Genomic DNA, 23201 nt, shown 5'->3' with positions numbered 1-23201 from the left:
TTTCCCACTTTTCTGGTTTAAAATTTTTAGCAGCTATTCCAACCAATGGGAGCTGGCAAGAATCTTTAGAGAAATCAGAAATAAAAGGAGGTTAACCTATGAAAATGAAAGGAGGTGAAACTATGAAGCCGTTTTCGAGAATAAGCGTATTGGTACTAATGCTGGTTGGCAGTTTCCTGGGCTGTCAACAAGAGGAGGTGGTGGCAGATTGTCAGGAAAAGCCGCGGGGCGACGAAATCTGTTATCAGATATATGCTCCGGTGTGTGGGTGCAACGGAAAAACCTATTCAAACGATTGTGAGGCCCTGGCCGTAGGTATTACCCGCTTTACCAAAGGGGCCTGCGCCGCCGCCGATTAGTTTTGTTTTACTAATGTTTGACTCTTAAATAATAGCCGTGATGAAAGTCTTAATTCTTATGTTTGGTTTGCTGGCCTGGGTAAGTTGCCAGGAAAATGAAGTACCCTTAGAAAATGTGGTAGAAACGGAAGCTACCATTGTTAGTAACCTGGCGGCCGACGGTTGCGACTGGCACATTGAAGTACAGCCGGGTAAAGAAGCCAATTTTCAAAATTACGTACCCACCAAAGCTACGGAAAGTAAAGTGAAAGCGGCGGTGCCGGAATGGAAAACCCAGAACAGCTACAGCTTTACGCCCATTACCATTAAGTACCGCGCCACCAGTGGCACCCAAAAGGTACAGTGCGGCTGGGGAAAAACGGGTGAATTTACCGAAATTGAAGTACTTGAAATCAAAAAGAAATAGCAGAAACTACTGTTCGTCTGCGTACAGAAAGTGTCCGATACCGGGCACTTTTTTATTTTGTATTTTACTTAAAAAATTGTTAATCAAGTACTTGTACTTAAAGGTATAGTTGTTTTAATAAGGAGAAGAGAGAAAATAATAAGCGGTAAAGCAACCTACCGCTCCATTTTTACATCTTTCCAAAAATAACCAAACAACAACCATGAAAAATAAAGCTGTACTTGTACTTCTGTTGGCCCTGGTAGCCACTTTTGCGGCCTACGCCCAATCCAACAAAGAAACTCCCTACTCGACCAAAACCTTTTCGGGCTCCCTGAGCAACCTGCGCGTGGAAACCTCCGGCGGCTCCATTGCGGTGGAAGGTACCAACAGCAACGGCGTTAAGGTCGATATGTACGTGCAGGCCAACAACTGGAACGGCCGTGACAACCTGAGCCAGGCCGAGCTGGAAGATCGCCTCAAAGAGTATGAGATTGATATCCGTACCGAAGGCAGTACCGTAATCGCCACCGCCAAACGCCGCAACCGTGACAACAACGACTGGAAGCGCGGACTTTCTATCGGTTTCAAAGTATATACCCCCCGTACCATGCAGACCAACCTCCGCACCAGCGGCGGCAGCATCCGGATCGCCTCCCTGACGGGCGAGCAGAATTTTACCACCAGCGGCGGCAGCATAAAGGTACATGACCTGGATGGCGTAGTGCGCGGACGTACCTCCGGCGGTAGCATAGAGGTAGACAAATGTACCAAAGACGTGGAACTGACCACGAGCGGAGGCAGTATCAGAGCGAATGATCTGAACGGAAAAATTGCCCTTAAAACATCAGGCGGTAGCATTACGCTTAATAACCTGGATGGTGACATCGAGGCTATGACCAGCGGGGGTAGTATCAAAGGGGACGCCATCAAAGGCGCACTCAATACCAGTACTTCGGGTGGGTCTATTCGGCTGGCTAAGGTTGCCGGCAGCCTGAGAGCCAGCACCAGCGCGGGGGCCATCGAAGTAGATTTTGACCGCCTCGGCGACTACGTGACCCTGTCCACCTCGGCGGGTAGTGTGCGGGTACACATGCCCATGGACAAAGGACTGGACCTGGATCTGCGCGGTAACAAAGTAAATATAAATTCACCGCTCAAAAATTTCAACGGCCGCGCCGACAAAGACCGCGTGCAGGGTAGTATGAACGGCGGTGGCATTCCGGTAAAATTAACAGCCAACAGCGGTAGCGTATACGTGAATTAGGAATCAGATTAAATAAAGGTTTTATAGCCTGTTCACAGGCGAACAAAAGTGTCCGATTTCGGACACTTTTGTTTTTTATAGGCGGGTTAAAATGCTGATTATCAAAAGATAGTAAAGCTTGGCATAGCTTTTAATTAAAGTATAGTACCTGCCCGGGTGGAGCACTTTACAAATCCATCTATTAGCCATGAACATTTTCTCCGACAGGAGGACACTATCAACAAGTCTATCTATTTATTAGCCACAACTATTTTCACCATGCTGTTTAATTACGTAAAGATCGCCTGGAGAAACCTGATTCGTAACCAGGTCTACGCGCTGCTCAACGTAGCGGGTCTGTCGCTGGGGCTGGCCTGCGCCCTGCTGGTTTTCTGGTTTGTCCGGTTTCAAACCACCTTCGACGATTACCACGCCAACAGTGAACGTATTTACCAGGTAACCACGGAGTTTAAGTTTGACGGCAGCAGCTACTCGCGGGGGGTACCTCCGCCGATGTGGAAGGCCATGCGTACCGAGATGCCCAACCTCACCACCGCCATGTGCGTAGGAGCTTATGACCTGTTGCTGGCTACGCTCAACAGCGAAGGCAAGCCCGGGAAGAAGTTCAAGGAAGAAGGGTTAAGATCAGCCTACGTGCAACCCGAGTACTTCTCCATCTTTGACTATACCTGGCTGGTCAATGATGCGAAGCGGGCTCTGACCAAACCCAATACCATAGTACTTAGTGAGAAAATGGCCGAGAAGTACTTTGGCAAACAGGACCCCATCGGTAAAGTAATCCGGCTGGACAATCAGCTGGATCTGGAAGTAACGGGCATTGTCAGCAACCCCAGCCCCAACAGCGACCTGCCCTACGAGTTTTTTGTGTCCTTTGCTACCCTGGGCGCCAACCCCAAGTACCGGTACGGCGGCCCCGACCTGGAGCAGTGGGGGGGCGTTAACTCCAATACCTACTGCTTCACCCTGCTCCCCCCGAACACCAGCGTCACGCAGGTGCGGAAGCAACTGGAAGCACTCAACAAGAAGTACCACGGTGATGATTACAAGCAGTACTTTCACCACCTGGTACCCTACACCGACATGCACCACTCCGAGACCTACTACGGCTCCATGCCCATGAAGTGGATTTATATCATGGGTGCCATCGGTTTGTTTCTGATCGTAACGGCCTGCTTTAACTTTATCAATATGGCTACGGCGCAGGCGCTGCGCCGCTCCAAGGAAGTAGGTGTGCGCAAATCCATTGGCGGTACCCATTCGCAGGTATTCGTTCAGTTTCTGACTGAAACAACCCTTATTACGCTGGCGGCGCTGGTAGTTGGGGTGGGTATAGCCACCATGCTGCTGCCCAATATCGGCGAATGGCTCGATCAGGAAAACGGCTGGCCCGCCACCGTAGCCTGGAACGACGCTACTCTGTGGTTGTTTCTGTCGGGGCTTCTGGTGGTGGTGGTACTGCTGGCTGGTTCGTATCCGGGCTTAATACTGGCGGGCTTCCGGCCGGTACTGGCCCTGAAAGGTGCCGTCACTACCCGGCAAATCGGGGGTATGTCGGTACGTCGGGCCCTGATCGTGTTTCAGTTTGTGCTGATTCAGCTGCTGGTGATCTGTACGCTGGTGGTGAATAATCAGGTCGATTTTATGCTGAATAAATCCGTCGGCTACGAAACCAAAGGAATTGTGCAGATACCCGTACCCGCTCCGGACAAGGTAAACCAGGCTACTTTCCGAGAAAGGCTGCGGTCTATTCCCGGCGTAGCGGATGCCTCTTTCTGCCTGTTTATGCCCACCGACAATTCCAACAATACCTCCAACTTCCGTTTTGATACGCGCCAGAAAGACGAAGTGTGGCAGATGAATACCAAAAATGCCGACCACCACTATATCGAAACCTTTGGCCTGCAACTGATAGCCGGACAGAATATTCCCGAGAGCGATACCATCCGGGGGTACCTGATCAACGAAAAAGTAGTGGAACGATTGGGACTGAAGTCGCCCAGCGAGGCCGTAGGCAAAAATCTTAAATTATGGGGTACTACCGCGCCGATCTATGGGGTACTCAAGAATTGGAACAATACTTCCTTCCAGAACGACATTGACCCCGTAGCCATATTTACCTCCAAGAATATACACTATGCCTGCGGCGTAAAACTCAACACCGCCAACCTGCAGCAGACCATGCAGGCAGTGGAGAAACTCTGGAACGAGTACTTTCCCGACCACCTCTACGAGCAGAAATTCCTGGACCAGCGCATTGCCGAAAGTTACCAGCTCGAAAATGTGATGCTGAAACTCATCCGGGTATTTTCCTTCATTGCCATCTTAATAGGTTGCCTGGGCTTGTACGGTCTGGTGAAGTTTATGGCTTCGCAAAAAACCAAGGAAATAGGGGTGCGCAAAGTACTTGGGGCCAGCCTGGGTAGTATTCTGGCCTTGTTTGGCAAAGAAATCGTTGTCCTGATTGCCGTGGCTTTCCTGATTGCCGCGCCCGCGGGCTGGTACCTGATGAAAGCCTGGCTGGAAGACTACGAGTACAAGATACCCATTGGCGCCGGTATCATGCTGCTGGCCATTGCCCTGACGTTCCTGGTGGCCCTGATTACCGCCAGCTACGAATCGCTGAAAGCCGCTCTGATGAACCCGGTGAAAAGTTTAAAATCGGAGTAAAGCGGGAAAGGCGGCCGTAATGGCGGACCATCGCCGCGCGGCGGCCGCTTTTCTCAGGAAGAATACACGACCTCTTGCATTCAAATAACTAATACCTAACCGCTATTAGCTAACTACCTAATATAGCCATGATCAAGAATTACTTTAAAATTGCCTTTAGGAACTTAAAGCGTCACAAAGCCTACGCTTTTATCAACATTGCCGGTCTGGCGCTGGGTATTACCTGCGCGATCCTGATTTTTACGCTGGTGAAGTACCACCTGAGCTACGATACCTTTCACCCCAATTCGGACCGGATATACCGTGTTATTACCGAGTTTCATAGCGAAGAAGTGAGCTACTCGGGTGGCGTACCCGGCCCGCTGGGAAAGGCCTTTCGGAATGACTATACCTTTGCCGAAAAAGTAGCCCGCGTGATAGCTTACGAAAATCAGCTCCTGTCGCTGCCCCAGTCACGGGACAACAAGAAGTTTCAGGAAGAGCAGGGAGTGGCGTATGCTGATCCTGAGTTTTTTGAAGTTATGGATTTTCCACTGGTAAAAGGCGATAAGAAAACGGCTCTGTCCGAACCCAATACGGCTGTAATTACCCAAAGCGTAGCTACCCGGTACTTTGGCAATGAAAATCCCATCGGCCAGACCATCCGGCTCGACAATCGGTTCAACCACAAAGTGACGGGTGTTTTGCAGGATTTGCCCGCTACCACCGACCGCCGTCAGGAGATTTACCTTTCGTACGCTAACCTGAAAGACCAGAATGCCTGGCTGGCTGGCGACGATAGCTGGGGGGGCGTATTCAGCGGGATGAACTGCTTTGTGCTGCTAAAGCCGGGCGTGACGCAGGCTACGGTGGAGAAGGCCTTGCCGGCCATGTCCAAAAAGTACTACGACGCCGAAGGGGCCAAGGTGTTTCAGTTTAAGCTCCAGCCCATTTCTGATATCCACTTCAACCCGGACCTGGGTGGCTACGTAGAAAAGAAAAACCTGTGGGCGCTGGCGCTGGTGGGGCTGTTCCTGATTATTACCGCTTGTGTTAACTTTATAAATCTGGCCACGGCGCAGGCCCTGACCCGCGCCAAGGAAATAGGCGTACGCAAAGTACTGGGCGGTCTGCGCGCGCAGCTGTTCTGGCAGTTTATTTCCGAAACCGCCCTAATTACCCTGTTCGCGCTGGTCGTTGCCTTTGGTATGGCGCTGATAGCGCTGCCGTACGTCAATCAGCTTTTTGAATCGCAGATTTCTATCAATCTGTTTCAGGACTACTACCTGCTGACTTTTGTAGGGGTACTGCTGGTGGTAGTGGTTTTCTTCTCGGGCTCGTATCCGGGTTTGATTCTGGCGGGCTTCCAGCCCATGCAGGCGCTAAAGGGCAAATTAGCCCAGAAAAACGTAGGGGGTTTTAGCCTGCGGCGCGGACTGGTTATTACGCAGTTTGCCATTTCGCAGGTACTTATTATTGGTACTATCGTCATAGCCGACCAGATGCGCTACTCCAAGGAGTCGGATCTGGGCTTTAATAAAGATGCGGTGGTGATGCTGCCCGTGCCGGTCCGGGATGGGGCCAAGCTAAGTACCCTGCGCAGCCGGATTGAGCAGGTCGCGGGCGTAACCGGAAGCTCCTTTTGCTACCAGGCCCCGGCGGCTTCCTCCAACAGCAGCACCGGCCTCCGCTTCGACACCCGCACCGAAGACGAAGTATTTTCGATCAACATGAAGAATGCCGACGACCAGTACATACCTACTTTTGGTCTGAAACTGGTAGCGGGCCGCAACATTATTCCCTCCGACACCACCCGCGAATTTGTGGTAAACGAAATGCTGGTTAAGAAGCTGGGGCTAAAATCGCCGGAGGAGATTATTGGTAAGCAACTCAGCGTCAACGGAGGTACTATTACGGCCCCCATCGTAGGGGTAGTGAAGGATTTTTATAACTACTCGTTCCGGACCGACATCAGCCCGGTCTGCATCATGTCCGACATTAACCGGTACCAGAACTACGGCGTAAAAATTAACCTGGACAACGTAAAACCCACGCTGACGGCTATTGAAAAAATATGGAGTGAGACTTTCCCCGAATTTGTATACCGGCAGGAGTTTCTGGACGAGCGTATTGCCTCCTTCTACGAGCTGGACGCCATTATGCTGCGACTGATTCAGTTCTTTTCGGGGGTGGCTATCTTCATTGGCTGCCTGGGGCTATACGGTCTGATTTCGTTCATGGCGGTGCAGAAGACGAAAGAAATAGGTGTTCGCAAAGTACTGGGAGCCAGTGTGGAGAGCATTTTGTGGCTGTTTGGAAAAGAATTTGTGCGGTTGGTCATTATTGCCTTTGTAGTGGCGGCACCGCTGGCCTGGTGGGTCATGAATAAATGGCTGGCGGAGTTTAAGTATAAAATCGAAATCGGATTCGGCATATTTGCCCTGGCTATCACCGCTACACTGGTAATTGCCGGCCTTACGGTAGGGTACCGTTCATTTCGGGCCGCCGTTATGAATCCGGTGAAATCATTGAAAACGGAATAGAAGGAGAAAGGGAGGAAAGCAGGAAAGTAGTTTTCCTTTTTCCCATTCCTCCTTTCCTTCTTTCGTACCCTTTATCCTTAAAAAACTATGCTCCAGAACTACCTCAAAATCGCCTGGCGGAACCTGATTAAAAATCGGGTGCTGAGTAGCCTGAACATCCTAGGTATTACCATTGGTTTTGCCTGTTGTTTGCTGATTTTCACATATGTGCAGAATGAGCTAAGCTATGACCGATACCATAGCCGGAAAGACCGGATCTTTCGGCTAGCTACGGAGATGAAAAACTCTTCTTTTGAAAATGGAATTGCCAAAGTATCTGGCCCCTGGGGGCTTACTGCTCAGCTAACGATTCCGGAGATAGAGAAAGTAGTTCGATTTGTGTTTGCCAGCAAACTTGTATTGAACTACGATGAAAAGCAATTCTATGAATCTAATGGATTCTTTGCTGACGCCGGAGTTTTTAATGTTTTTAGCTGGAATTTGGAGGAGGGTAATCTGCAGAAAGCATTGAGTGAACCCAATACCATCATCCTTAGCCGTTCTATGGCCAATAAATATTTCGGCAATTCAGATCCCATTGGTAAGGTACTGCGTACGAATAACGAGGAAGAATATCGTGTAACTGGCGTCCTTGCAGATGTTCCCGCTAACTCGCACTTTACCTTCGACTACCTGATCTCGATGGCTACGCTTAAAGATCCGGAACAGCAGGATTGGGTACGATTCAATCATTTTTATACATATTTTTTGCTGAAGGATGGAGCTAGCTACCCGAAAGTGGAAGGTCAGCTTAAACACATGCTTACCCAAAACATGAAACCCGGGGAGGCTGATATGTATACACCCTTTTTACAGCCCCTCACCAGCATCCATTTGTACTCAAAGTTGTTCCGTGAAATAGGTACAGGAACTGATGTCAGGTACCTCTATATTTTCGGATTTGTAGGTCTATTTATTCTGTTGATTGCCAGCATTAACTTTATCAACCTAAGTACTGCACGGGCAAGTTTGCGGGCCAAAGAAGTAGGGGTCAGAAAAACCTCGGGAGCAGCAAAAAGTGCGCTAGTATACCAATTTCTCGCCGAGTCGCTGCTCACGAGTGTGTTGGCGGCGGTGCTGGCCATTGCGTTTGCTTACATTGGCCTGCACTTTCTAAACTCCTATTTTGGATGGAGCCTAAAATTTGATTTTCTGAATCCTGCATTGGTGAGTACCTGCCTGGTGATGATCCTCTTTGTTGGCATTATTTCGGGTAGCTATCCGGCATTTGTCATGTCAGCGTTTAATCCCATCAGAGCGTTGAGCGGGCAGGTGTCAGTAAGGAGTAATGCCTTCCTGAGAAGTGGCTTAGTAGTGTTTCAATTTGCTATTTCAGTATTTATGATTATCGCTACGCTGGTGATTATTAGTCAGCAGAAATTTATTCAAACCAAAAACCTGGGCTTTGATAAAGAACAGATTATTACCATTGAACTACCAGACCATTTGCAAACTCCTGAGAAAATTGAATACATAAAACAGGAACTTGAACAAACCAGGGGGGTAGTGCACATTTCGGCTTCGGGAAATCGTCCCGGAGGTAGTGACTATGGAATGCCGGTAGATATAAAGGGATTCACTCCTGCTACCATGCCTGCTATGCGGTGTCTGGTGGTGGACGAAGATTTTCTAAAAACCTACGACATTAAAATAGCCGAAGGGCGTGGTTTCTCCCGGAATTTTCCCAGTGATCGTCAGTCTTATCTGATCAACGAAACGGCGGCTAAAGCGTTGGGGTGGAAAAATCCTCTGCAACAAAAAATAGGCTTGAGTGCGGTGGGACGTCCGGAAGGCGATGTTATTGGGGTGGTAAAAGATTTTCATTTTAGATCTATGCACGAAGCCATTGCCCCGCTGTACATCTTTATGGAGCCTAGCTGGTTTTCACAGATTTCAATTAAACTGAATACCACTGAATTGCCCAAAACTCTTTCAGCTCTGGACACAAAATGGAAGCGAATAGTACCCGATGTTCCCTTTGCGTATTCGTTTTTCGACGAAGAGTTTGAGGCCCTGCATCAGTCCGAACAGCGCACTATGCAGATTGTTAGCTGGTTTACTATGATTGCCATTTTTGTTTCCTGCCTGGGGCTGTTTGGTATCACTACACTCTTGGCCGAGCAACGTACCAAAGAGATTGGTATTCGTAAAGTACTAGGTGCTTCCGTGACGGGTATCACCATGTTACTCAGTAAGGACTTCCTGGTACTTGTCCTAGTATCCGTTCTGATTGCCAGTCCGCTGGCGTGGTATTTCATGGATCAGTGGTTAGCTGACTTTGCTTACCGGATTTCTATTTCCTGGTGGATGTTTGCCGTAGCCGGAATATTGGCAGTTACCATTGCGCTGGTTACAGTTAGTTTTCAGGCTGTCAAAGCTGCGTTAATGAATCCGGTTAAATCGCTGCGGAGCGAGTGATAGATTAATGTTTAATTAAAAATGTGCGAAAGTGCCTGACGTAGAGACGCAAAATCCTGCGTCTCTGCCACCCATTTAAAAGCAATAGCTTACAGCATAAAGCCTACAGCAACAAAGAACCTATGCTACAAAACTACCTCAAAATCGCCTGGCGGAACCTGTTGAAGAACAAGGTCAACACCGCTATCAACATCGTCGGACTGGCTATCGGGATGGTCTGCTGTATTCTTATTGTGATGTACGTGGCAGATGAGCTGAGCTTTGACCGCTACTGGCCCAACGGCGAACGGATTTACCGCATGGCGCTGGAGCGTAAGTACCCCGACCGCGTGACGAAGTACGCTATTATCCCGCCTTCCTACGCCCAGGATGTGAAGCGCGAGCTACCCGAGGTAGAGGAGGCCGTGCGGCTGATTCAATTCGGGGGCAATGGTGTGGGCACCCTGATGAAGTACCAGGGGCAGACGCTGGAGGAGCGCAACGTGATGCTGGCCGATACCAGTTTTTTTCGGGTGTTTCAGGTACCGCTGCTGCAGGGCCAACCCGATCAGGTACTTAGCCGCCCCAATACGGTAGTACTGACGAAGAGTACCGCTGAGCGAATATTTAAAAAAGAAAATCCGGTGGGTAAAACCCTGGAAATAGTGCAGGGGCCACAGCTGGAGATAACAGGTGTATGCGAAGATTTGCCTGCTAATGTCCACTTCACCTTCGACTTTCTGGTAAGTACCAAAGGGTTTCCCTTTGCGGAGCAGGTCAACCATGTTGGTTTTGCCGCGGTAACCTACCTGCTGCTGAAACCCAACAGTGACCCGCAGGCCGTAGAAAGAAAGCTCCCCGCCCTGGTGGAAAAGTACGCCGCCGGGGAAATACAGCGTAGCTTTGGTGTTTCCTACCAGGATTACATTAAGGCAGGCAACGGCTACTACTACTTTCTGCAGCCGGCGCGGAATATCCACCTGGACTCTAACCTGGAAGCTGAACTAAGGCCCAACGGTAACCGTAAAATCGTTTATATATTTTCTGTTATTGCGGTATTTGTACTGCTCATTGCCTGCATCAACTTCATGAATCTGGCTACGGCGCGCTCGTCCGAGCGGGCGCGGGAAGTAGGTATCCGGAAAGCGCTGGGTTCGCACCGGAGCCAGCTGGCTATGCAGTTCCTGACCGAGTCGGTACTGCTGAGTTTGTTCAGTTTTGTGCTGTCGCTCCTGCTGGTACTATTGCTGCTGCCCTTTTTCAATGCGCTGGCCGAAAAGCAACTTCCGGCGGACTTCCTGATTCGCTGGGACACGCTGCCCCTCATGCTGCTGCTGGCGGTACTTATCGGTCTGGGGGCGGGCAGCTATCCGGCGGGGGTACTTTCTTCCTTTGAACCCATCAAGGTACTTAAAGGCAAATTTATGTCGACCAGCCAGGGCCACCTGCTGCGCAACGGGCTGGTGGTATTTCAGTTTTCCATTTCCATTATTCTCATCATCTGCACGCTGGTCGTGCTGACCCAGCTCAGGTACCTGCAGAACAAGGAACTGGGCTTTACCAAGGAGGCCGTGGTGAACCTACAGGGCGCGGGTTTCCTGGGGCCAAATACGGAGGCGTTCAAGCAGGAAGTCGGGCAGATAGCGGGCGTGGAAGCGGTAGGAGGTACCAACGCTACGCCAGGGTCGGAAGGCGGCTTTTTTGGAATTATTTTCCGGAAGGATGGTGAAACTGAAACCGTAACCGGCCGCGGTACCATAGCGGATGATGGGTACCTGCAGACCATGAAGATAAATATGCAGGCGGGCCGGGCGTTTTCCAAATCCTTTAATGATTCTTTGTCCGTGGTCATCAACGAAGAAGCTGCTAAGGAACTGGGGCTGACCGACCCCATTGGCAAGAAAATTCTGAGCCCAACGGACTTTGACGGCGCCGACGGTGCTGAGGTAGCCTATACCGTTGTAGGCGTTATGAAAAACTTTCACTACCAGTCGCTGCACCAGCGTATCGCACCGCTGTTCGTGCTGAACAACCGCTGGGTTGGCCGCTCCGACAACCGGATTGTCGTCCGTATCCAATCCGAAGATCCGCAGGCCCTAATTGCCCGTACTGAACAGATCTGGAAGAAGTACCTGCCCGAGCAGCCTTTCCACTATTCTTTTCTGGAATCGGACTGGGGCGCTCTTTACCGCTCCGAACAGGTATCGCAGCGGATATTCAGCCTTTTCTCGTTACTGGCTATTCTCATCGCCTGTATGGGTTTGCTGGGGCTGGCCATTTATATCATTCAGCAGCGAACCAAGGAAATCGGAATCCGGAAAGTACTGGGTGCTACGGTGGCCAGCATTGTGACCCTGCTTTCCATTGATTTTCTGAAGCTGGTACTAATTGCGCTTATCATTGCCGCACCGGTGGCCTGGTACGCCATGGACCGTTGGCTGCAGGACTTCGCCTACCGCATTGACATACCCTGGTGGGCCTTTGTGCTGGCGGGTGTACTGGCCGTACTCATTGCCTTCCTGACGGTAAGCTACCAGAGTATCCGGGCCGCCCTCATGAATCCGGTAAAATCATTGAAAACGGAATAGGAGGAGGAAAGGTTAGAAGGGAGGAAAGTGCCGAAAGCAGTTTACGTTTCTCCCTTTCTCCTTTCTCCTTAAATAAAAATAACCATGATTAATAACTACATCAAAATAGCCTGGCGGAATCTGGTGCGGAACCGTGCTTTTTCGGCCATCAACATCGTAGGACTGGCCCTGGGGCTGGCAACCTGTCTGCTCATTAGCCTGTACGTATTTGACGAGCTGAACTACGACCGCTACCATGAAAAAGCCGACCGGATTGTACGCGTGTACTTCCGTGGCTCCATGCAGGGCGGTACTATGAAAGAAGCGCATGTGATGCCACCCACCGCCCAGACACTCCGGGCCGAGTACCCCGAAGTAGAGGAAGCTACGCGCCTGCGTCAGGCTGGTTTCCCCCTCATTTCGCACGGCAACAAGCTTTTTCACGAGGAAAAAATGGCCTTCGTGGACCCCAACTTTTTTCAGGTATTTACCCTTCCTTTTGTGAAAGGTAATGTAAAAACCGCGCTGACTCAGCCCAACACTGTGGTACTGACCCGTGCTACGGCTGAAAAGTACTTCGGCAACGAAGACCCCATTGGCAAAACCCTTACCTTCAAAGACGGAAACGCGGTTTGTACCGTCACCGGCATTATTGAAGAAGTACCTGCCAACTCACATTTTCATTTTGATATTTTTGGTTCAATGGCCAGTCGGGCGGATGCCCGTTCCGACTCCTGGATGACGTCGGAGTACTTTACCTACCTGGTACTGCCCGAAGGCTACGACTACCGCAGGCTGGAAGCCAAGCTCCCGCAGGTGGTAGAGAAGTACATGGGGCCGCAGGTACAGCAGGCCTTCGGAATGACATTTGCGCAGTTTCGCGAAAAAGGCAACGAACTGGGCCTCTTCCTGCAACCGCTTACGGACATTCACCTGCACTCGGACTTCGCGTATGACCTGGGCGTAAACGGCGACATCCGCTACGTGTACATATTCGGAGCCATTGCCCTGTTTATGCTGCTGATTGCCTGCATCAATTTTATGAATTTATCTACGGCCGGTGCCTTCCGACGGGCGCAGGAGGTAGGGGTCCGGAAAGTAATGGGCTCTGACCGTTGGGCCCTGACCTGGCAGTTCCTGCTTGAGTCGCTGCTGCTTACTTCGCTGGCTCTGCTGCTGGCTCTGCTATTTGTGGGAATCTCCTTACCCCTATTCAACGAGCTGTCGGGTAAGGTACTTTCGCTGGGGCTGAGGGATATAAGCTGGCTACTGCCGACCCTGCTGGCTTTCGGCCTGGGAGTAGGGGTACTGGCGGGGAGCTACCCGGCCTTTTTCCTGTCTTCGTTCCAGCCCCTCAAGGTACTTAAAGGCGGCCAGCCCCGTGGGGCTGGCAGGTCGGGCGTCAGTTTGCGGAGCGGACTGGTGGTGTTTCAGTTCTTTATCGCCATCCTGCTGATGATAGGTACCCTGGTGGTACAACAGCAGCTTAACTTTATTCAGAACAAAAAATTAGGATACAACAAAAAGCAGGTACTGGTACTGCCCGATGCCTGGGGGCTGGGAATAAAGCAGTCGGTATTCCGCGACGAGCTACAGCAGGACCCCCGCGTCCAGAGCGTAAGTACCTCCGGGTACCTGCCCGCCGGGCCGTCCTACAACAACAATTATTCGGTGACGCCCGCTGATAAGCCGTCGCAGCTGGTCCTGACGTTGCGCTACGAGGTAGACGAAGCCTATATACCTACCCTGGGTATGCAAATGGCGACCGGCCGGAATTTTTCCAGAGAATACGGTACCGATTCAACCGGAATCATTCTGAACGAAACCGCCGCCCGCACCCTGGGCTGGGAAGAGACTGCGCTGGGCCGTACCCTGACCCACGCCGACAACCAGGGAAGTATCCAGACCTACCGGGTGATTGGTGTGGTAAAAGACTTTCATTTCAAATCGCTGCACGAGCGGATATCGCCGCTGGTGATGACCCTGGGAGCCGGAGCCGGTACACTTATTGCCAAAGTACAGACCGACGATATACCCGGCCTGCTGGCTACCCTCGAAAAGAAGTGGGGTGAGTTTGGCTCCGAGCGGCCCTTTACTTATTCCTTTCTGGACGAGCGCTTTAACGCTACCTACAAGGCCGAGCAGAAGATGGGCCGCATTCTGGGCCTGTTTGCCGGTCTGACCATTTTCGTCGCCTGCCTCGGCCTGTTTGGGCTGGCTACGTTCACCGCCCAGCGCCGGACCAAGGAAATCGGGGTACGAAAGGTACTGGGGGCTTCCGTGGGTAGTATTGTGACCCTGCTGTCGCGGGAGTTCCTGACGCTGGTGCTGCTGGCCCTGCTGGTAGCTACCCCGGTGGCCTGGTACCTCATGGACCGCTGGCTACAGGAGTTTGCCTATAAAATTGACCTGAGCTGGTGGATGGTAGCGCTATCGGGACTGCTGGCGGTGGTCATTGCCCTGCTGACTATCAGTTTTCAGAGTATAAAAGCTGCCCTGATGAATCCGGTGAAGTCGCTGAAAGCGGAGTAGGGGGGATTTAATTAAAAGTGACAAATGAAGAATGAAAAATAGGAAAGTCCTAAATGGTAGGGGAAAAGCTCCTTAGGAGCCACACCTTAGTAGCAAAAGCAGGGAATTAACTGGTAAAGCCCCGTGAGGGGCGGCACTGAAGGCTCCAATGTAAAAAGTAAGCCTAAAGCCTACTGCCTACAGCTTTTTTCAAAACTCATGCAACCTTTGCTCCTTCCTCACCATCTGTTAACCAAATAGTAAAAACCTAAAACTCAATAAGCCATGAAACAGAAACTATCCTTACTCTTTTCTTTCGCGCTGGCAGTTATGCTGGCTACCCCGGCTACGGCCCAGTCTTCCCTTTCGGCGAAAGAATTACTTCTGAACATTGATAACAACCGAGCCGTAGAAGTAAGTAACAAAACCATTGAGGGCGACCTGGACCTAACGGAACTGTCGAATAAGAGGCTGGTAAAACGCCCTAACAACGATTCAAGGGAGTACAAGAGCCGGGTAGAGGTACCTATTACCTTCCGCAACTGTACCTTCCGGGGCGATGTACTTGCCTACAAGGTAGTGGACAAAGAAGGCCGTCGCCGCAGCCTGCTCAATAGCGTGCTGAACAATGACAGCGACGACCAGACCCTCTACAGCGCCGATTTTAAGGAAGCAGTGGTTTTTGAAAACTGTACCTTCGAGGGGCTGGCCGAATTCAAGTACTCTGATTTTGCCGAGAACGTATCTTTTGCGGATAGCAAGTTCCGGCACCCGGCCAACTTCAAGTACGCTCACTTCAACGAAGGTACTTCCTTTGCCAACGTTGATTTTTCAAATACCGCCAATTTTAAGTACGCCAAATTTAACGACCAGGCCAATTTTGCCGCTACCCGTATCAACCAGACCGCCGACTTTAAGTACGCTCACTTTCAGGATGGCGTGACGTTCAAGGGTACCCATTTTCAGGGTTTCGCTGACTTTAAGTACACCGACTTCAAGCGCGAAGGCGACTTGAGTCAGGTAACGTTTAGCCGCGGTAGTGACTTCAAGTACGCCAAAGGCGGCCGCTATATTTCCACCAACCGCTAGGCTTCACCCGCCGGGTTTGGGGCTCTTTCCTGACCGTCCGAAAACGTACAAAAGTGTGCGATTTCGGACGGTTTTTTTGCGATGAATATGCTTAAATGGCTGTATATCAGCAGTAGGTTCTTCTGGTATGCAATTTGAAATTCTTCTATTATAACCCCCAATACAAACGCTGATGTTACAGTTTCAGAAAATATCCAAGTATTACCCCGCCGGATTTGGTAAAACCTACGTACTCCGTAATATTAACTTAGATATTAAGGAAGGAGAATTTGTTTCTATTATGGGACCGTCGGGTTCGGGCAAGTCTACCCTGCTGCATATTATGGGGCTGCTCGAAGAACCCTCCGAAGGCGAGTACCTGTTTCTGGACGAACCTGTTCATAAACTGTCCGAAAAAAGACGGACCGACCTGCACCGCAACCACATCGGCTTTGTGTTTCAGGCGTACCACCTCATTGACGAACTGACGGTATACGAAAACATCGAAACGCCGCTGCTGTACAAGGGAGTGTCTGGCTCTGAGCGCAAAAGCCGCGTCGCCGAACTCCTCGACCGTTTTAATATGGTAGCTAAGAAGGACCTTTTTCCGCACCAGCTATCGGGCGGACAGCAGCAGCTGGTAGGGGTAGCCCGGGCCATTGTTCATAACCCGAAGGTGATTTACGCCGACGAACCCACCGGAAATCTGCACTCGGAGCAGGCCGTGGAAATTATGGAGCTGTTCAAAAAATTGAATGAAGAGGATGGCGTGACCATTGTGCAGGTAACCCACTCCGAAGCCAACGCCGCCTACGGCGACCGCGTCGTACGCCTGAAGGACGGCTGGCTGGCGTAGGTTAGCTGGGGAGCTATTAGTTATTAGCTTTTAGCTTCAGAGTTCTGAAATCAATACCCTGTAAAAAGTCCTGTTAGCAGGTTTTGTAAAAACATAAAGAAGTATCCGAAAATCAAAAGGTAAGGCTAAGAGCTAATAGCCTAACTCCTAACAACCTAAAATAGCCATGAAGTACTTATTACTACTACTCAGTTTTGTTGCCAGCCTCCTTGTTCCCAGGCTCGCAGCCGCGCAGGCCGCTCAGGACAATGCACTAAGCCTGAGCGAGTGCGTGGAAATCCTGGCCAAGAACAACCTGACCTACCGCGACGGACAGCTACAGGCCGAAGCCGCCGATGCCCAGTGGCGTCAGGTGAAGTCGCAGCAGTTACCCCAGTTGTCCCTGGGAACGAGCCAGAGCGTGAACCTGGGCCGGAGTATCGACCGCTTTACCAACGCCTACATTGACCAGCTTTACAACTCCAACTACGTGGGTGCGGGTTTACAGATGAATCTTTTTCAGGGCTTTCAGATCCAGAACCAGATTCGCCAGAATCAGCTGCTGCGCGAGTCGGCCATCGAGAACCGCACCGCCATCCTGAACGCGCAGACCATTCTGCTGGTACAGGCCTATGTGCAGGTACTGGCTACCAAAGCCCTGTACGAAGCGGCAATTGAGCAGGTAGCAGCCTCGCAGCAGCAGGTCGACCGCGTCCAGAAGCAGGTTAGTGCGGGAGTAGTAGGAGAGGGTGGATTGTACGAAATAAAAGCGCAGCTGGCCAACGACCGCTTTGACCAGGTTACGGCCCTGAACAACTACCGGGCTGCCCGTCTGTTGCTGTTTCAACTCCTGAACCTGCCCCCAAACGATAGCGTGGAGCTGGAACCGCTGGCTCCGGCCGAGCAGCTCAACGGTACCATGAGCGCGGAGGAAATTTTTGACGACGCCCAGAAAGTATTTCCCGAACTACGGGGAGCCGAGCTGCGCCGCCAGAGCTTTTCGTACCTGGTAAAAGCCATCAAGGGTGATAATTTTCCTTCGCTGAACCTGTCGTCTAACTTCGGGGCGTTTTACGCCTCTACCAACGCCAACCTGGACTACTTCCAGCAGTTGAACGCTACCCGCAACGGCGGCCTGAGCGTGGGCCTGAACATACCCCTGATGGGTCGCTGGGTAACCCGGCCGCGGGTAGCTTCGGCCCGGGTACAGGAGCGCATCGCCCAAAACCAGCTCGACCTGACCCGTCAGCAGCTACGGCAGGCCATTGAGCAGGCAGTACTGGACGCCAACGCCGCTACCGACCGCTTTTCGGCGGCCCAAAGCCAACTGGAATCCCTCACTATGAGTTTTTCAATGATCGAAAGCCGCCTCAATGCCGGCACCGCCAATATATTCGAGTACTCACTGGCCAAGGCCAATCTGGCCCGCGCCCAGGCCAACGCCATCCGCTCGCGCTACGAGTACCAGATGCGCCAGCGCCTGCTGCAGTTTTACCGCCAGGGCGGCTGGAACGGGGTACTTTAAAAAGAAATGAAAATAAGCAAAGCCGGGGTGCAACATAACGGCTTCGCTGTACGACTTTCCTCAGAGTATTAGGTTGTGGAAAATGTAAATCATGTGTTACAGAAATAGGGTGGCCTCTGGCCGCCCTATTTTTTTGGAAGTACTCGTGATTTTAGCCTTTTCTTCTAAAAAAGGTTAAATACCTGCCGCGTTGGCGTAAAATGTAAAGGAATTATATATATTACCTCCTCAACCGATCATACCACCATGATTAAACATACTCTTCTGTGGGGGCTCCTGCTGCTAGTCAGTACCCTTGCTCTTCCCGTTCACGCTCAGCTAACAAAAGGTACCCGCTACTGGGGTGGAACTGTGAGTAGCCAGGGGGGAATCAGTAAAAGTAAAGGAGAGATCAATACATACGAAGGGAAGGGGAGTTTCCTTTCAATCCAGCCAGAGCTGCAGTTCGGGAGGTTCCGAAATGCCAGCACGATGCTAGGCGTTGGGGTAAGGTACTCATTCCGTCCGGAAGGAAGCGAAGACCTGACTTCAAAAACCCAGTACCGCTACCTTAATCAGTCCATAGCCTTGTTGCCTTATTTTAGGAAGTACCGAACGTTGAACGACCGCTGGTGGCTTTTCCTGCACACCGAGTTGGGGACAGGCTACCGCTGGGAATTTACCAGAGCATCAGGGGTAGGGTACTCCAATAGCAGGGAGGCCAAAAGCTGGCAGCATGAGCTCGGAATCAAGCCGGGTATCGTGTATCATTTTCCTAAAAAGGGCTGGGCCATTGAGGGCTATGCCAATATATTGAGTTTAAGTGCATTTTATACACCTAAAAGCCCGGACCAGCATCGGTTTTCCTTCACGACAAACGCTGGTACGGCTGTACCCCGATACATCACCCTCCGGATTGCTCGTTACTCCACCCCAACCTCCAACTAAGTACCTATGAAAAAGACCATATATCTATTCCTGCTGGGAGTAGCCTTACTGGCTGGTAACCATGCACAGGCCCAATACCAGGTGGGGCAGCATTTTATCAGTGGAAATGTAGATCTGGGAGCCAACCGCTACGGAGAAAATTCAACTATTCATAATAATTACAATCACTCCCTTGGTTTGGCCATAGGTAAGTTTACGAGGGAAAACCGGGCGGTAGGCTGGTCGCTGCAGAACTCGGTAAGGATGAATAAGTTCGAAAACTACGTGCCCGCTATTCGGAAAGTTGGGAGTATGGGCTTTGGGCTTGACCGGTTTGTGGAGTTTTACCTGCCGGTGGGTGAAAAATTTACCTTATTTGCCAGACCATCGCTGGGGGTATCGTATCAGTTACAGAATTTTTTTACCGTAGCGAATTCACCCAAAATAGGCGGGAATTGGGTACTTGCCAATCAGTCGCAGCGCCACTCCTATTTTCTCAGCGTGAACCTCAGCGGAGGAGTCTTATGGCAGTTTGCCGAAAAATGGGCGTTGCAGGGTAGCGTCGCCGGCATTACCCCACTGAGTATGATGTTCAGCCGCAGGGTTGAAGAAGAGTACGGCCTGGCTCCCAATACCCAAAAAAATACCTATACCCAGAATCAGCTTAGTTACACTTTACAGCCCGACCTGAACACCGGATACGTAGGCCTGGGCTTTAGGTACTTTTATTAAGGATAAAAGGATGAAGGGAGAAAAGGGGAAATTAATCCTTCCTCCTTTCCTCCTTCTCACAACGATTTTCTACGTATAAGCATAAACGGATTCTTGACTTTGATGCGCTTGCCGTCGAGGAGCAGCGCGGCGGCCGTGCGGCCCATGGTTTCAAAGTCGGTGGTCAGGACCGTGATGCCGTCGGCGAGTACCTCTTTGAGGGTGGTGTCGTTGAAAGAGGCGATCCCTACCTGCTGCCCCAGTTCCAGGCCCGACTGCCGTACCTTCTTGAGCAGTTCGGCCAGGTCGGTTTCCTCCACCACCACGTAAGCAGTACCGGAGCTGATGTTCTCTTCGTAGGCGTTTTCCAGAATCCGGAATTCTTTCTGGAAGTTGATGCAGTAGTTACGGAAGCCCCGCACAATTTCGGCCGGATACTGCCCGTCGCTCGGGAATACCAGCACCAGCTCGTGGTACTTGGCCAGCAGGTCGTCGGCGCTTTCGAGGGCACGGAAAATATCCTTTTCAAAATCCTGGTAAATGGCCAGGTACTCGCCCGTCAGGTCGGGCAGGTCGCGGTCCAGCAGCACCAGTTCGTTTTTGGGTACTTCTTCCAGAAGCTGGCGTACGTCTACTTTGTCGGTACCTTCGTAGAAGTGCGGCATCACGACGTAGAAACTGTACTTGCCCCGGTGCGCCTCCCATATTTCCTTGAAGAGCAGGGCGTTGTAGTGGTGGATGACTACATCAACCGTGACATTGTTGCCCAGGGTTTTCAGGAAAGCGTAGTAAATAATTTTTTTATAAGCACTGAGCTTGTTCATCACCAGCAGCACGCGCAGCTTATTGGAAACCGGCGCCTGCACAAAGTACCCCTTGCCCCGCACCGACATGATTATACCGCGCTCCTTGAGCTCATTGTAGGCTTTTTCGACGGTATCGCGGGCGAGGTAGTGTTCCTCGGCCATTTCGTTGATGGAGGGCAGCTGCTGGTCGCGCTGCAGCTCGCCTTTTTTGATAGCCTGCTCCACCGAGGCGACAATCTGCCGGTACTTGGGAACGGGTGAATCCGGATCAATCTGAATCATACGGCCTGCTATTAACGGAATTCTTCTAAAACTAATTTGGGGTAAATATGACGAATTTTATACTCTTTCACAGGAAAGCACAGGACACGGTTCAATATAAAGTAACTGATCTTTGAAATAACTTTAAAAGTACTATCAAATCCAGGAACCCTATGAGTAATCTGACCATTGCAGAAAATTATCAGTACGTCAATAATTACTGGGATGAAGCCCATGCCGCCTCGCTGGCCGGTGATGAAGTGGCCCTGCTGCTGTACCGCTCCAACATGCTGGGAAGCGACCTGCGCATAACCAACTACGGCGGGGGTAATACCAGCGTAAAAACCTACGAAAAAGACCCGATTACGGGCGAGCAGGTACCGGTCATGTGGATCAAAGGCTCGGGCGGCGATATAGGTACCCTTACGCGCAAAGGACTGGCCGGGCTGTACCATAACCGTCTGCTGGCGCTGAAAGACCGCTACCGCGGCCTCGAATTCGAAGACGAAATGGTAGGGCTGTTTGGTTACTGCCTGTTCGATCTGGAGTCGGCCGCTCCTTCCATAGATACTCCCTTGCACGCTTTTGTGCCCCATATACACGTTGACCACCTGCACCCGGACGCGCTTATTGCCATTGCCGCTTCCAAAGACGGCGAAGCCATCGCCCGCGAAATCTGGGGTGACAAGGTAGAGTGGGTACCCTGGCAGCGTCCGGGCTTTGACCTGGGCCTGAAAATCGGCGATTGCTTTACCCGAAATCCGGACGTGGAAGTTATTATTCTGGGTGGCCATGGCCTGTTTACCTGGGGCGCTACCGCCGAGGAAAGCTACTTCAATAGCCTCAACGCCATCGAAAAAGCGTCGGCCTATCTGAATGCCCATTACGGCAAAGATCGTCCTATATTTGGTGGGGCTAAAATAGAGAGCGAAGCGCCGGAGGTACGGAAAAACAAAGCCGCCGAGCTGGCTCCTTACCTGCGCGGTTACTGTTCGCAGTTCCGCTCCATGGTGGGCCACTTCTCCGACGACGAGCGGGTACTTGAATTCATCAATTCCAACGATCTGACAAAGCTGGCCCGGCTGGGTACCAGCTGCCCCGACCACTTCCTGCGTACCAAGATCCGCCCCCTCGTGCTGGACGATATGCGCGCCGACTTGGGCAAGGAAGAACTCCGGGAGTACCTGAGCGCCAAGTTTGAAGCCTACCGCGCCGACTACGCCTCCTACTACGACCGCAGCAGGCACTCCAACAGCCCCGGCATGCGCGACCCCAATCCGGTCGTGATTCTGTATCCGGGGGTGGGTATGTTTACCTTTGCCAAAGACAAGCAAACCGCCCGCGTGGCCGCCGAGTTTTATACCAACGCCATCAACGTCATGAAAGGCGCGGAGGCCGTGAGTGAGTACGTAGCCCTGCCCGAGCAGGAGGCCTTTGATATTGAGTACTGGCTGCTCGAAGAAGCCAAGCTGATGCGGATGCCCAAGCCCAAGTCGCTGTCCGGCAAAGTCGCCTACGTAACCGGCGGAACGGGGGGTATCGGTCGCGCTATTGCCGAGGAACTGATGCAGCAGGGGGCCGTAGCCGTACTGGCCGACCGCAACCTGCTGGAAGAAACCCAGGCCGAAGTAGGGAAGGCCTACGGCAAGGACAACGTACGCTCGGTAGGCGTGGACGTAACCCAGGCCGATGCCGTAGCCGAGTCGCTGAAGCAGGCCGTTCTGGCCTACGGTGGCGTGGATATTATCATCAACTGCGCGGGTATATCCATTTCCAAACCGCTGGAAGAAACCACCATTCAGGATTGGGACCGTCTGCAGGATATTCTGGTGAAAGGCCAGTTCCTGGTGTCGCAGCAGGCCGTAGAGATTCAGCGGAAGCAGGGTACCGGCGGTGATATTGTGAATATTGCCAGCAAGAATGCCCTCTTTGCCGGACCTAACAACGTAGGCTACGGTACGGCCAAAGCCGCCCAGCTGCACATGAGCCGCCTGCTGGCCGCCGAGCTGGGTAAAGATAAAATCCGGGTGAATACGGTGAACCCCGACGCAGTACTTCGCAACAGCAAGATCTGGGAAGGCGAGTGGGCCGAAGGACGTGCCAAGGCCTACGGTGTGTCGGTGGAAGAGCTACCGGCGCTGTACGCCAAACGGACCATCCTGAACGAGGAGATCCTGCCCGAAGACATCGCCAGCGCCGTGCGGGTACTGGTAGATGGTTCTCTGAAAAAATCGACCGGTAACGTACTGAACGTAGACGGCGGCTTTGCCCCTAGTTTTGTACGGTAAACCTCACCCCAACCCCTCTCCTGCCGGGAGAGGGGCTTTTTTTTGCCTGACAGGGGGGGGTACTTTTTTGCTATTTGAGGAGAAGAG

15 protein-coding genes are annotated in these 23201 nt (G+C 51.6%); 14 read left to right on the top strand and 1 reads right to left on the bottom strand.

The window, feature by feature from the left end:
• The first annotated feature begins 98 nt into the window (after positions 1–98).
• The 13 genes from VGN67_RS05290 (at position 99) to VGN67_RS05230 (ending at position 19780) form a co-directional block, all read left to right on the top strand.
• Positions 99–359: a Kazal-type serine protease inhibitor domain-containing protein gene (locus VGN67_RS05290; protein ID WP_327485735.1), complete on the top strand. Its 261-nt coding sequence runs from the start codon at positions 99–101 to the stop codon at positions 357–359.
• 40 nt (positions 360–399) lie between these two features.
• A complete protein-coding gene (locus tag VGN67_RS05285; protein ID WP_327485734.1) occupies positions 400–765 on the top strand; it encodes a hypothetical protein in 366 nt (121 codons plus the stop codon).
• Between the two features lie 202 nt (positions 766–967).
• Positions 968–2011, top strand: a complete 1044-nt coding sequence (locus tag VGN67_RS05280) for a DUF4097 family beta strand repeat-containing protein (RefSeq protein ID WP_327485733.1) — start codon at positions 968–970, stop codon at positions 2009–2011.
• Positions 2012–2269: 258 nt separating this feature from the next.
• Positions 2270–4678, top strand: coding sequence for an ABC transporter permease (locus tag VGN67_RS05275; protein ID WP_327485732.1), 2409 nt, complete (start codon positions 2270–2272; stop codon positions 4676–4678).
• Positions 4679–4806: 128 nt separating this feature from the next.
• A complete protein-coding gene (locus tag VGN67_RS05270) occupies positions 4807–7200 on the top strand; it encodes an ABC transporter permease (RefSeq protein WP_327485731.1) in 2394 nt (797 codons plus the stop codon).
• A gap of 87 nt (positions 7201–7287) precedes the next feature.
• Positions 7288–9657, top strand: a complete 2370-nt coding sequence (locus VGN67_RS05265; RefSeq protein ID WP_327485730.1) for an ABC transporter permease — start codon at positions 7288–7290, stop codon at positions 9655–9657.
• Positions 9658–9779: 122 nt separating this feature from the next.
• The gene (locus tag VGN67_RS05260) at positions 9780–12224 is read left to right on the top strand and encodes an ABC transporter permease (RefSeq protein ID WP_327485729.1); all 2445 of its coding nucleotides are present in this window, start codon (positions 9780–9782) and stop codon (positions 12222–12224) included.
• Between the two features lie 84 nt (positions 12225–12308).
• Complete coding sequence (locus VGN67_RS05255; protein ID WP_327485728.1) at positions 12309–14735, top strand: ABC transporter permease; 2427 nt, start codon at positions 12309–12311, stop codon at positions 14733–14735.
• 264 nt (positions 14736–14999) lie between these two features.
• Entirely contained in the window at positions 15000–15803 is an 804-nt protein-coding gene (locus VGN67_RS05250) for a pentapeptide repeat-containing protein (RefSeq protein ID WP_327485727.1), read from the top strand.
• A gap of 172 nt (positions 15804–15975) precedes the next feature.
• Positions 15976–16638, top strand: coding sequence for an ABC transporter ATP-binding protein (locus tag VGN67_RS05245; protein ID WP_327485726.1), 663 nt, complete (start codon positions 15976–15978; stop codon positions 16636–16638).
• A gap of 166 nt (positions 16639–16804) precedes the next feature.
• Positions 16805–18142: a TolC family protein gene (locus tag VGN67_RS05240; protein ID WP_327485725.1), complete on the top strand. Its 1338-nt coding sequence runs from the start codon at positions 16805–16807 to the stop codon at positions 18140–18142.
• A gap of 246 nt (positions 18143–18388) precedes the next feature.
• Entirely contained in the window at positions 18389–19069 is a 681-nt protein-coding gene (locus VGN67_RS05235; protein ID WP_327485724.1) for a hypothetical protein, read from the top strand.
• 6 nt (positions 19070–19075) lie between these two features.
• The gene (locus VGN67_RS05230; RefSeq protein ID WP_327485723.1) at positions 19076–19780 is read left to right on the top strand and encodes a hypothetical protein; all 705 of its coding nucleotides are present in this window, start codon (positions 19076–19078) and stop codon (positions 19778–19780) included.
• A gap of 56 nt (positions 19781–19836) precedes the next feature.
• On the opposite strand, the gene VGN67_RS05225 is transcribed toward VGN67_RS05230, so the two are convergent.
• Positions 19837–20847 carry a GntR family transcriptional regulator gene (locus VGN67_RS05225; protein WP_327485722.1) on the bottom strand — a complete coding sequence of 337 codons (1011 nt, stop codon included), beginning with the start codon at positions 20845–20847 and terminating at the stop codon, positions 19837–19839.
• Between the two features lie 152 nt (positions 20848–20999).
• Between VGN67_RS05225 and VGN67_RS05220 the strand changes: the two genes are divergently transcribed.
• Positions 21000–23114 carry a bifunctional rhamnulose-1-phosphate aldolase/short-chain dehydrogenase gene (locus VGN67_RS05220; protein ID WP_327485721.1) on the top strand — a complete coding sequence of 705 codons (2115 nt, stop codon included), beginning with the start codon at positions 21000–21002 and terminating at the stop codon, positions 23112–23114.
• The last annotated feature ends 87 nt before the right edge of the window (positions 23115–23201 follow it).

The organism is Telluribacter sp., assembly GCF_035998675.1.
Lineage (GTDB): Bacteria > Bacteroidota > Bacteroidia > Cytophagales > Spirosomataceae > Telluribacter.
This window is presented reverse-complemented; position numbering and strand designations above follow the sequence as displayed.

What these genes read in the sequence shown, in the direction of transcription:
- VGN67_RS05280 (WP_327485733.1), top strand. Translation starts at nt 968, where the DNA reads ATGAAAAATAAAGCTGTACTTGTACTTCTGTTGGCCCTGGTAGCCACT.
- VGN67_RS05240 (WP_327485725.1), top strand. Translation starts at nt 16,805, where the DNA reads ATGAAGTACTTATTACTACTACTCAGTTTTGTTGCCAGCCTCCTTGTT.
- VGN67_RS05235 (WP_327485724.1), top strand. Translation starts at nt 18,389, where the DNA reads ATGATTAAACATACTCTTCTGTGGGGGCTCCTGCTGCTAGTCAGTACC.
- VGN67_RS05220 (WP_327485721.1), top strand. Translation starts at nt 21,000, where the DNA reads ATGAGTAATCTGACCATTGCAGAAAATTATCAGTACGTCAATAATTAC.
- VGN67_RS05270 (WP_327485731.1), top strand. Translation starts at nt 4,807, where the DNA reads ATGATCAAGAATTACTTTAAAATTGCCTTTAGGAACTTAAAGCGTCAC.
- VGN67_RS05275 (WP_327485732.1), top strand. Translation starts at nt 2,270, where the DNA reads ATGCTGTTTAATTACGTAAAGATCGCCTGGAGAAACCTGATTCGTAAC.
- VGN67_RS05250 (WP_327485727.1), top strand. Translation starts at nt 15,000, where the DNA reads ATGAAACAGAAACTATCCTTACTCTTTTCTTTCGCGCTGGCAGTTATG.
- VGN67_RS05290 (WP_327485735.1), top strand. Translation starts at nt 99, where the DNA reads ATGAAAATGAAAGGAGGTGAAACTATGAAGCCGTTTTCGAGAATAAGC.
- VGN67_RS05260 (WP_327485729.1), top strand. Translation starts at nt 9,780, where the DNA reads ATGCTACAAAACTACCTCAAAATCGCCTGGCGGAACCTGTTGAAGAAC.
- VGN67_RS05285 (WP_327485734.1), top strand. Translation starts at nt 400, where the DNA reads ATGAAAGTCTTAATTCTTATGTTTGGTTTGCTGGCCTGGGTAAGTTGC.
- VGN67_RS05255 (WP_327485728.1), top strand. Translation starts at nt 12,309, where the DNA reads ATGATTAATAACTACATCAAAATAGCCTGGCGGAATCTGGTGCGGAAC.
- VGN67_RS05265 (WP_327485730.1), top strand. Translation starts at nt 7,288, where the DNA reads ATGCTCCAGAACTACCTCAAAATCGCCTGGCGGAACCTGATTAAAAAT.
- VGN67_RS05230 (WP_327485723.1), top strand. Translation starts at nt 19,076, where the DNA reads ATGAAAAAGACCATATATCTATTCCTGCTGGGAGTAGCCTTACTGGCT.
- VGN67_RS05225 (WP_327485722.1), bottom strand. Translation starts at nt 20,847, where the DNA reads ATGATTCAGATTGATCCGGATTCACCCGTTCCCAAGTACCGGCAGATT.
- VGN67_RS05245 (WP_327485726.1), top strand. Translation starts at nt 15,976, where the DNA reads ATGTTACAGTTTCAGAAAATATCCAAGTATTACCCCGCCGGATTTGGT.